Origin of the sequence: Virgibacillus proomii (genome assembly GCF_018916875.1) — a bacterium.
GTDB lineage: Bacteria > Bacillota > Bacilli > Bacillales > Amphibacillaceae > Virgibacillus > Virgibacillus proomii_B.
Genome location: NZ_JAHLNO010000019.1, coordinates 368,787 through 379,642, shown reverse-complemented (window position 1 = coordinate 379,642; position 10,856 = coordinate 368,787). Strand labels below are relative to the sequence as shown.

Annotated in this window: 7 protein-coding genes and 1 pseudogene; 2 read left to right on the top strand and 6 right to left on the bottom strand. The window is 36.2% G+C overall.

All coding sequences use genetic code 11. The features are described from left to right. Window positions 1-360: 360 nt before the first annotated feature. The 4 genes from gmuD to KQI21_RS09185 are packed head-to-tail and all read right to left on the bottom strand — an operon-like array spanning window position 361 to window position 3,704. A complete protein-coding gene (gmuD, locus tag KQI21_RS09200; RefSeq protein ID WP_216483893.1) occupies window positions 361-1,737 on the bottom strand; it encodes a 6-phospho-beta-glucosidase GmuD in 1,377 nt (458 codons plus the stop codon). Between the two features lie 24 nt (window positions 1,738-1,761). Continuing rightward, complete coding sequence (locus KQI21_RS09195) at window positions 1,762-2,067, bottom strand: PTS sugar transporter subunit IIA (RefSeq protein WP_216483892.1); 306 nt, start codon at window positions 2,065-2,067, stop codon at window positions 1,762-1,764. 15 nt (window positions 2,068-2,082) lie between these two features. Beyond that, window positions 2,083-3,369: a PTS cellobiose transporter subunit IIC gene (celB, locus tag KQI21_RS09190; protein WP_216483891.1), complete on the bottom strand. Its 1,287-nt coding sequence runs from the start codon at window positions 3,367-3,369 to the stop codon at window positions 2,083-2,085. A 20-nt stretch (window positions 3,370-3,389) separates the two neighbouring features. Continuing rightward, complete coding sequence (locus KQI21_RS09185) at window positions 3,390-3,704, bottom strand: PTS sugar transporter subunit IIB (RefSeq protein WP_216483890.1); 315 nt, start codon at window positions 3,702-3,704, stop codon at window positions 3,390-3,392. A 642-nt stretch (window positions 3,705-4,346) separates the two neighbouring features. Between KQI21_RS09185 and KQI21_RS09180 the strand changes: the two genes are divergently transcribed. Both KQI21_RS09180 and KQI21_RS09175 read left to right on the top strand, forming a co-directional pair. Beyond that, window positions 4,347-5,738 carry an NAD-dependent succinate-semialdehyde dehydrogenase gene (locus KQI21_RS09180; protein ID WP_216483889.1) on the top strand — a complete coding sequence of 464 codons (1,392 nt, stop codon included), beginning with the start codon at window positions 4,347-4,349 and terminating at the stop codon, window positions 5,736-5,738. 636 nt (window positions 5,739-6,374) lie between these two features. Next, window positions 6,375-6,805: pseudogene (locus tag KQI21_RS09175) on the top strand (RNA-guided endonuclease TnpB family protein); the annotation flags it as partial. Between the two features lie 227 nt (window positions 6,806-7,032). On the opposite strand, the gene KQI21_RS09170 reads toward KQI21_RS09175, so the two are convergent. Together KQI21_RS09170 and ptsG are read right to left on the bottom strand one after the other, a co-directional pair. Beyond that, on the bottom strand, window positions 7,033-8,334 hold the full coding sequence (locus KQI21_RS09170; RefSeq protein WP_216483888.1) for a family 4 glycosyl hydrolase: 1,302 nt from the start codon (window positions 8,332-8,334) through the stop codon (window positions 7,033-7,035). Between the two features lie 419 nt (window positions 8,335-8,753). Next, window positions 8,754-10,802 (bottom strand): glucose-specific PTS transporter subunit IIBC, encoded by a 2,049-nt coding sequence (gene ptsG, locus KQI21_RS09165; protein ID WP_216483887.1) that lies wholly within the window; start codon window positions 10,800-10,802, stop codon window positions 8,754-8,756. Window positions 10,803-10,856 lie beyond the last annotated feature (54 nt).

The following is a 10,856-nucleotide window of genomic DNA, read 5'->3' as shown; positions in this document are numbered from 1 at the left end:
GCACCTTACATGCGGGATAAAGTGAAACTTCATTCCGTAGAACGCTTTTTACACGGAATGTTAGTTGAACGAATCGGGCATTTAGGTGCCGTTTTCTACCACTTAGACCCTTTTGTATTAACTCAGAATCTTAATGTGGGAGGCTTACGGCACCTTACATGCGGGATAAAGTGAAACTTCATTCCGTAGAACGCTTTTTACACGGAATGTTAGTTGAACGAATCGGGCATTTAGGTGCCGTTTTCTACCACTTAGACCCTTTTGTATTAACTCAGAATCTTAATGTGGGAGGCTTACGGCACCTTACATGCGGGATAAACGATTTACTTTATTCCCTTTCTACCACTTCATCCATATCAATTAGAAACCATTGTTTTCAGCTATTTTTTTGAACCAATAAGCACTTTTTTTAGGAGTTCGTTTCATAGTACTTAATTCGACAGAGTAAAAACCATAACGATTTTTATACGCATTCAGCCATGACCAATTATCCATGAACGTCCATAAATGATACCCTTTAACATTACAAGCTTCTGCAATTGCTTTATGTACCCATTTCAAATGTTCACGAATAAAGTCAATCCGGTAATCATCTTGAATTACTCCATCTTTTATAAAGCGTTCTTCATCCTGAACTCCCATTCCATTTTCTGAAATAAATGATTCAATATTTCCATAATTATCCCTTAGATTTACTAAAATATCATATATTCCTTTTTCATATATTTCCCAGCCTCGATACGCGTTCATTTTTCTACCGGGCATCTCATATAGATCAAAAAACATATCCGGCATAAAAGGAGCATAAGGATTAGGTAAATATTCTTTAGCTTTAACGCGCCGTGGTTGGTAATAATTGATTCCCAAAATATCAATTGTATTTGCTTTTAAGAGTTCTTTATCTGTCACTTCTGTATTTGGCATTTGTCCATATTTTGTTAAAATTTCAATTAATTCTGATGGATATTCTCCGTAAACTGCTGGATCTAAAAAGCTTCGATTAAAAAATAAATCCGCAATCCTCGATGCTCTAAGATCGGCAGGATTATTACTTCTAGGATAGGAAGGAGTTAAGTTTAAAATAATACCTATCTTACTATCTTTAAAATTAAAGCGACGAAATAGCTGAATTGCCTTCGCATGTGCAATCATTGTATGATAAGCTACCTGTACAGCTCTCTTAGCATCTACTATATTAGGATAATGAAAATCATATAAATAACCGCCCTCAACCGGTACAATTGGTTCATTAAAAGTAAACCATTTTCTCACACGATCACCAAACAGTTGAAAGCAAATGTTTGCATATTCTTTATACTTTTCTACAACAATTCTATTTTCCCAACCGCCTAGTTCTTGCATGCTTAAAGGCATATCAAAATGAAATAGATTAACAAAAGGCTCTATGCCATTAGCAATTAATTCATTAATTACATGATCATAAAAATCCACTGCTTTCTGATTAACTTTACCATTTGGTAAAAGACGCGACCATGATATAGATAAACGAAAACTATTATGTCCAATTTCTTTCATATGTTGAATATCTTGTTTGTAGGTATAATAGAAATTTGATGTTTTTTCAGGACCGACTTGGTCAAAAAAGCGATTCGGCTCTTTTTCAAACCAATAATCCCATATATTTTTATCTTTACCTTCTTCACTGGCAGCTCCCTCAATTTGTGTTGCAGAAGTCGCACTTCCCCACCAAAAGTTACTAGGAAACTTATATTTCATGATTATATCCTCCTGTATAAAAGCTTATTTATAACGATAGATTTCAATAATTTCGATAGCTAGATCTCTCATTGTCATTGTTGTCATCAAATGATCCTGTGAGTGTATGAGCATTACATTGATGATGTTTCCCTCACCATTCGCTTCCTTCTTGAGAAGTAAAGTTTGGTATTTATGTGCCTTTCCTATCTCTTCTCCTGCTTTTTCGACGAGCTGATTAGCTCTAGTAAAGTTTCCCGCTTTAGCTGCTTGAATAGCTTCCATTATACTTGTCTTACCATTACCTGCATATAAGATAATTTGAAATGCAATCTCAGTTGTTGAATCCACTTTCTTCACCTCTCATTAGCTATCTGTACCTTTGTTCTCTTTTTCGTAGTAGCTTTTATCCATAATTTTTAAGAATGGCCACCATATTGCCATAACTACTAATAAGTTAACTGCTTGAAGCACACCCCCTTGCCAGGCGTTTCCCGTAGCTAGAAATCCATTTAAAATAACCGGTGTTGTCCATGGAACAATAATCCCTGCCGGAGGAGGACAAAGTCCAGTTGCCATTGCAAAATAAGTAATAACGGTTACTACTACTGGTGCCAGCAGCCACGGAATAATAACGAGTGGATTCATAATGATTGGTAACCCAAATATAATTGGCTCATTAACATTAAACAATCCAGCTGGAGCTCCAAGCTTCCCTAGTTCTTTTATTTGTCTGCTTCGACCGATAATAAAAATAAGAATAATTACAGCAAGTGTCATTCCTGATCCACCCATACCTACAAGAAATGAATCAATAAACTGCTTTGTTACAATATTAGGAAGCTCTGATCCCGCTTGAAATGCCGATAAATTTTGCTCATTAAGCGTATACCAAATTGGATCGAATACAGAGTTGATAATTATTTGCCCATGCAAACCAAAGAACCAAAATAGCTGAATAAGTAAAACAGCTAAGATTGTTGCAGGTAATCCACTGCCAAGTTTCGTTAACGGTTGCTGAATGATTGTATAGATAAAGTTTTGCACTGTTTCAAATCCTGTATAACTGAATAAGATTCTAACAATCAAGAACAATGTTAGTGTTAAAGTAATTGGAATTAAGGCGCTAAATGATTTGGAAACTGCATTTGGAACTCCAGCAGGCATTTTAATGATCCAGTTCTTTTTTACAAAAAAGTTATATAATTCTGCCGAAAAAAATGCTGTAAAAATCCCTAAGAACATCCCTTGTGCTCCTAAACTTGCAGTGGGAATAACACCTGTTACGCCTTCCAAAACCTGTGGAGTCAGAATTAAAAATGCAGTTAACGCAACTACCCCTCCATATATACCATCATTACCGTAATGTTCTGTCATTTTATAGCCAATACCTACAATGACAAACATACCCATAATACTTAGAGTTGAAGCTGAAGCGGGCCCCAATGCATTTTGATAAGCTAAAAAGGTATCTTCACTCATTAAACGATCAAGGAAAGGAAGGTTTGCGATTACTACAAAAATTGAACCAAAGATAATAATTGGTAAAGCAACCATAAATCCATCACGTAATGCTGTTAAATAGCGATTATTATTCAACTTATCCGCAATTGGCAACAACACATTTTCTAATGTCTTCATAAATGTATTCATTATCGTTTGCCTCCACTAAATTAGTTAACTTCTTTTAACAATTCTAGCGCTCTTTTAAGCACTGCTTCTCCATCGATTCTTCCATAAGCTACAGGGTCAATCACATCCATCTTTACATTTGCATCGGCTGCGATTTTAGACAATTTTTTCTTTAAAAAACGCATTTGCGGGCCAATTAGTAACACATCTGCCTTTTCAATTTCTTTGATAACTTTATCCTGTGCCACAGCCCATATTTTAACTTGTTCGCCTTTTTCCTTTGCTACCTCTTCCATTTTAGAAACAAGTAGACTTGTTGACATACCCGCTGAACACGCTAACAATATATGTTTCACATTAATTCCCTCCTTAATTTAGATTTAGTAGGATCCTTTATCTTTATTTTAGTAGACTCCTTTGCTTAACTAAACACATACTTTTTCCTTCTAAAGACGGAAAATATTATTTTTTGATGTTTTTATAAGAATTTAGTCAAAAAGGATGCTGTTAAGTTTATTCAACATAGGTAATAACATTTTAACTCTATATAAGAGCAACTCGATTATCTTCTGCGCTTTATCACTCGCCAAGCTCTCTCTCCGCTTTTTTAAAAGAAGGCCTTTCTTTTTGTGCATTCATCTTAAGAAAGAACCGCAATGCTTGTTTTGCAATCTCAAAAAGGGCGTAAATTGGTATTTACTTAACACTTAGTGAAACTTTCAAATCAGTTGGGTTTTCTTTCATCCTTACTGATTGTTAGTAGCGTAAGGATATGAACTAAAGGCTTTTAATAAATAAGGTATTGAGGCGTCGTTAGCGCCTACTTAGGGGTTTTCTTGTGATTTTAGATCACATTCTATAATTATTTTTAAGGTTCTAATAGTGTTTTAGACCAGGAATTAATTTTCACAATGATTAGTTTAATTCAATGTTTTCCTTTATACTAAAAAAGGGAATATACTATAAATAAAAAATTTATTAGAGAAGGGAGTTTTATCATGGCAAACACGATAACAGTTAAAAATCCAGCTACTGGAGAAGTAATTAAAGAAATTAAGAAGTTTAGTCAGGAGGAAGTCGAAACAGCTTTACGTAAAGGTTTTGATTATTTTCCAAAGTGGGCTAAAACAAATGCTCATAAGCGGTCCGAGTTGCTAAATAATTGGGCTGTAAAGGTGAGGGAAAATAAAGCTGAACTTGCTAAAATGATGACAATGGAAAACGGAAAACCATTAAAAGAATCATACGGAGAAGTAGAATACGCAGCAAGTTATATTGACTGGTATGCAGAAGAGGCAAAGCGAATTTATGGCCGGATGATCCCTGCCAATACGGAAACAAAGCGAATTATTATTAGTAAGCAGCCCGTTGGATTAGTTGCTGCCATTACACCATGGAATTTTCCGGCAGCTATGATGACGAGAAAGGCCGCACCGGCACTTGCTGCAGGTTGTACATTTATTGTAAAACCAGCATCTGAAACTCCACTAACAGGAATTCGTATGATTGAATTGGCACATGAAGCTGGAATACCGAAAGACGCCATTCAATATGTTACAGGCTCAGGAAAAGAAATTGGCGATTTGTTTACAGACAGCAAATATGTGCGAAAAATAACGTTTACCGGTTCTACTTCAGTTGGAAAACAATTAATAAAAAATAGTGCCAATACTGTTAAACATGTAACAATGGAGCTCGGTGGACATGCTCCTTTAATTGTCGCCAAGGACGCTGATGTGGAGCTTGCCGCTAAAGAGACCGTTACTACCAAATTTCGTAACGCCGGTCAAACCTGTGTTTGTGCAAACCGTGTGATTGTCCATGAAGATATTGTTGATGAATTCGCTGAAAAGTTTGTTCAATTTGCAAAACAGCTTAAAATCGGAAATGGACTGGATAAAGGAGTAGATATTGGTCCAATCATTAATAAAAGCAGCTATGAAAAAATTGTTGACCAAATTACGGATGCAAAGAAAAAAGGTGCTGACGTTTTATTAGGTGATCAGTTTGATACGGATGAAGAAAAAGACTATTATTTTGTACATCCAACCATACTAAATAACGTAAACGAAGATATGGATATTATGCACGAAGAGACTTTTGGTCCAGTTGCTCCAATTACGGTATTTAAAGAGCTTGATGAAGCTGTTAAATTAGCAAATAATTCACCATATGGTCTTGCCGCATATTTCTTTACGAATGATTATCGAACTGGTATATATCTTCATGAACATTTGGAGTATGGAATTATCGGGTGGAATGATGGCGGCCCATCTGCAGCTCATGCACCGTTTGGAGGTATGAAAGAAAGTGGTCTTGGTCGTGAAGGTGGGCTAGAAGGAATTGAACCTTATTTAGAAACAAAGTATTTATCGATCGGCAACTTATAAAGTGAAACTTCATTCAGTAGGAGTTTTCTTCCATCTCCTACTGAATGTTAGTACCACAAGGGTATGATCTAAAGGCCTTTTGAACGAATCGGGCATTTAGGTGCCGTTTTCTCCCACTTAGACCCTTTTGTATCAACTCAGGTCTTGAAGTGGGAGTCTTACGGCACCTTACATGCGGGATAAATCAAACTCGTAAAATTTCCTGTTATTCCTACAGAATGTTAATGGAATAGTAATATAAAAATATTAACTCTTGTGAAAAAACTATTTTCCTTCTTTGGAATAAACTTATCATTCAACAGCTCATGTCAAGGGCTGTTTTTCCTTTTTTATACAGTCTATGCACTAAGTTCAAGGAGTACTTTACATGAAAACAAGGCTAGCTTTTTATTTACTGGAGATGCTGGCCAAACAGAAGAGTTAACCATGATTGAATTAAATAATAATCTCAAAGCAGATATTTTACAGCTTGGTCATCATGGTTCAAACACATCAAGCGCAGTCGAATTTTTAAAGACTGTTAAGCCATCTGTAGCTATTTATAGTGCCGATAAAAACAATAGCTATGGTCACCCACATCCGAACACTATACAACGAGTGAAAAAACAGGTAAAGAAATATATCGTTTTCCGAAATTGGAATAAACAACGTATCAAGGTTGCTAGAATCCACGAACGTATTACCAATGCAAGAACAGACTATTTGCAAAAAATCTCTACCTACATTATCAAAAACCACGACATCATTGGTATTGAAGATTTGCAAGTATCTAACATGCTAAAGAATAATAAGTTAAAAGCAATCAGTGAAGTATCGTGATCACAATTCAGAACGATGCTTGATTACAAAGCAAAATGGTATGGCAAAGAAGTAGTTGCTGTATCTAAAACTTTTGCTAGTTCTCAACTATGTTCATATTGTGGATACCAAAATAAAGACGTCTAAACCTTCGTGAGTAGGACTGCCCTTCTTATGGCACACATCACGATCGTGATATTAACGCAGGACAAAATCTTAAAAATGAAGCTATAAGACTTTTAACCGTTGGAATGACGGGGATAGCTTAATCAATTAGGATTTGATAGAAACCTTTACTTAGGAATCTCCCACTTCAATCAGATCACAAGGTCGATAAGTGGGAGTAGATACGTTTTTCATGCCTATGACGTAGCGAATAACTGTTAGAATTAGACCGTCTTCTGCATCGGTCATATACTTTATAAGAAAAAAGCTGCTTAAGTAGTTCTAATTTTTACCACTTAAGTAGCTTTTCAAATCTAAAAAAGGTTGGTTCTTAATAAAAAACCGGATGAAAATAAGCTTCATTTTCCATAAATAAATCCTGAATTAACGCATGTGCTTTTTCTGCAGGTACCAATGGATGAAGTGCTAATGCTTGTAGACAAATGCCCATATTTCTAGTTACTGCAGCTTCTACTGTTAGCTCCTCAAAGGCTTTGATAAGTTGTAAAAATCCGCGGATATGTGGAAGGATTATTTCGGAATTTAAAGGCGAAATCCGATATTGTTCCACAACACTGTTTACTTGAATACATGCATCATCAGGTAACCAAGGTATTGCTCCATTATTACAAGCACTTACTGCATGAACTTGTTTTTGATCATAGTGAATTGACTTTATCACATTGATCGCTGCTTCTGCACAGGCAGCACCCTCTCGATCTTCTAAACCCTTTGGCAATTCTATTGTAGATTTTCTTTCATAGATAGAAAAAAGCGTTGTCTCCTCTCTTGTTCTTCCATCCGATGGAAGGTTTCCCTCTTTGTAAGCTTCTATTTGCTTCGTTAAAATCTTTTCTGTCTCTAAATAATATGGATGATAGTTACAAGGTATTGCTCCATAAGTCTGTAAGAAAAATGGATCTAATCCTAAAGAGTTACTTTTGTCGTTGACCTCACTGATTGTTGAATCATTAAGCATCATATCTGTAAGCTTTGATTTTCCTTTAATGAATAGCTCCGTCACCCAAAGTAAATGATTTGTCCCTACAAAGCTAATATTTACATCCTTTTTAGATACTTGGTACATTTTGGAAAACATTTGATAAAAACTGGTTGGTGTTTCACTTAAGCCGACTACTTTGATGTTTGTGTTTTTATAAATGGCTTCTGTTATAATTCCACAAGGGTTAGTAATATTTAGCAACCAGGCATCAGGAGCTAATTCTTCTATATCCTCACATATATCAAGCATGACCGGAATTGTTCGTAATGCGTTCATAAATCCTGCTGCTCCTGTTGTTTCTTGTGCAATGACGCCATGTTTTAAGCAGATCGACTCATCCCTTTGTCGCATGCTTAATCCTCCAACGCGAATTTGCGTAATAATATACGCAGCATCTTTAATTGCTTGACGCCGATCTAACGTATCTATAATTTTAATTGGATAGCCTGCACGCGCCACCATTCGCTTAGATAAATTCGTAACAATGGATAATCTTTTTCGTCCTTCTAAAATATCTACTAACCAGATTTCTGCAACCGGCAGTACTTCGTATTGTTGAATAATTTCTTCTATTAATTGTGGAGTATATGGTGAACCCCCGCCAATTACTACTAACTTAATGGTGTTCATGCTACCTGTCCTCCTTTTTATAGTCCTTAGTATAGTGTATTAAGATAGCATGTCATTTAGTATCTATTCATTTCTATTTCTTCAACAATATTCCTTTAAGAAATCTATTTTTATCATAGTAGGACAGAATTGCTTATACTTATTTACTCGAAGCATTTTGCTCTTTTAACAGAGAGTCCATCTACTTTCATTTAGACCTCTAACATGTGAGTTTAAATATCCAATATACTTTAGAAAAACTTGGCTTGTCGCCAAGTCTTTATGGCGAAAGCTGTAGTTTTTCTTATACTATATACCCTAAAATTTTATACTTTCCTATAGTGATAAAAAACCGATTAGAAGTTATTCCTAATCGGCTTTTTTTGTTAGCTATCTCCCGCCACTTGTCTGTGCTAAACGAGCGCTTCGAGCTTTGGTTCTTATAACTTAATGATATCTTTTTCTGCTCGTACTACTTTTCTACTTTTTTCGATGCTTACTTGTTGCCCTTCTTTTAAATTTGTAAATACAATTGGTGTGATTATTGGCATACCTTTACGTTGAATAAAATCTAAATCAGCTTTCAATAGAGGCTGTCCAGCTTTAACTTGATCTCCTTCTTCGATTAATGTTTCAAAACCTTCACCTTTTAAGTTTACCGTATCAATTCCTACATGAATCAAAATTTCTTTTCCACCATCTGATTCAAGCCCAATGGCATGTTTTGTAGGAAATACGTTTACCACTTTCCCGTTTACAGGTGATACGATAAGATCTTCATCCGGCTTGATTGCAAAACCGTCGCCCATCATTTTTCCAGAGAATACTTGGTCAGGAACCTCAGTAATCGGAAGCAGTTCACCAGTCATAGGAGAAACAATCCGATCCCCTACTTCATCATTTTGTAAAGGTTCCGAATTCACTTCTTCCATTTGCTGTTGTACTTTTTCCTGTTGGTCTGCTTCAACTTTTCGTGGTGTTTTTCCTGCTATAATGTCTTGAATCTGGCCTTTAATCGTTTCTGAACGAGGGCCAAAAATCGCTTGAATATTATCCCCTACTTTAAGCACTCCAGAAGCGCCAAGCTTTTTCAACTCTTCTTTGTCCACATCTTTAATGGAATGGACAGATACACGTAAACGGGTGATACAGGCGTCAAGATGAGCGATATTCTTTGCGCCGCCCATAGCTTCTAGAACATTGTATGCAATATCTCCAGTCTGAGCTGCCTTTTCTTCATTTTCTTCATTATCTTGCTCACGTCCCGGGGTCATCAAATTGAATTTCTTGATAAAAAAGCGGAAAATCACATAGTAAATAGCAGCAAAAGCTAAGCCTAGAATAATAGTGATCCACCATGGTTCTTTACCCGGCAAAATTCCAAACAAGACAAAATCAATGGCTCCACCAGAAAAAGTATACCCCACATTCACGCTAAACATTGTCATTAATACAAATGCTAATCCATCTAAAACAGCATGCAAGAAGAATAACAAAGGTGAGACAAACATAAAGGAAAATTCAAGCGGCTCTGTAATTCCAGTTAAAAATGATGTTAATGCTGCAGAACCTAATAAGCCAGCTACTACTTTCTTTTTCTCAGGACGAGCTGCATGATACATTGCTAATGCTGCAGCCGGTAAACCAAACATCATAATTGGAAATTCACCAGCCAAAAAATTACCAGCTGTAATTTCTACATTATCTTTTAACTGTGCAAAGAAAATCGTCATATCTCCGCGAACAATATTGCCTGCCTCTGTTGTATAAGAGCCAAACTCATACCAAAATGGAGCATAAAAAATATGATGTAATCCAAACGGAATAAGTAATCGTTTAATAAAACCGAAAAAGAAAACAGCAATATAGGTTCCTTCTTGAATCAACCAGTAAGAAGCACTGTTCATCGCATCCTGCACAGGCGGCCAAATAAATAACAGTATCATTCCAGCAATAAATGAAAAAGCCGCTGTAACGATTGGTACGAACCGTTTTCCTGCAAAGAAACCAAGAAATGTAGGCATCTCCATGTCATGATAACGATTATAACAATATGCTGCAATTAAACCAACAATGATACCACCAAAAACGCCTGTTTGCAAAGTGGGGATCCCTAACACGGAAGCAAATCCCGGATCTGCCTTAATCATTTCTGGTGTAACATTTATCCAGGATCCCATTACTTGATTTAATACTAAGTAACCAACCAATGCTGCTAAACCAGCTGCACCGTCGCTAGCTAAACCGATGGCTATTCCAATCGCAAAAATTAATGCCAGATTACTAAAAATAATACCTCCAGCATCTTCCATTACTTTTGCCACTAGCTGAATCCAATCAGCTTCTAAAAACGGCAAATACTCCAATGTTGTCTCCTGTTGTGCTGCATTTCCCAAACCTAACAGTAAACCGGCTGCAGGTAATAATGCCACAGGAAGCATAAACGCTTTACCAATCTTCTGTAAAACACCAAAAGCCTTTTTAAACATTCCGTTTCCTCCTTTTACCAACAAACACACTTAAAAACCATAACGTGACACTTC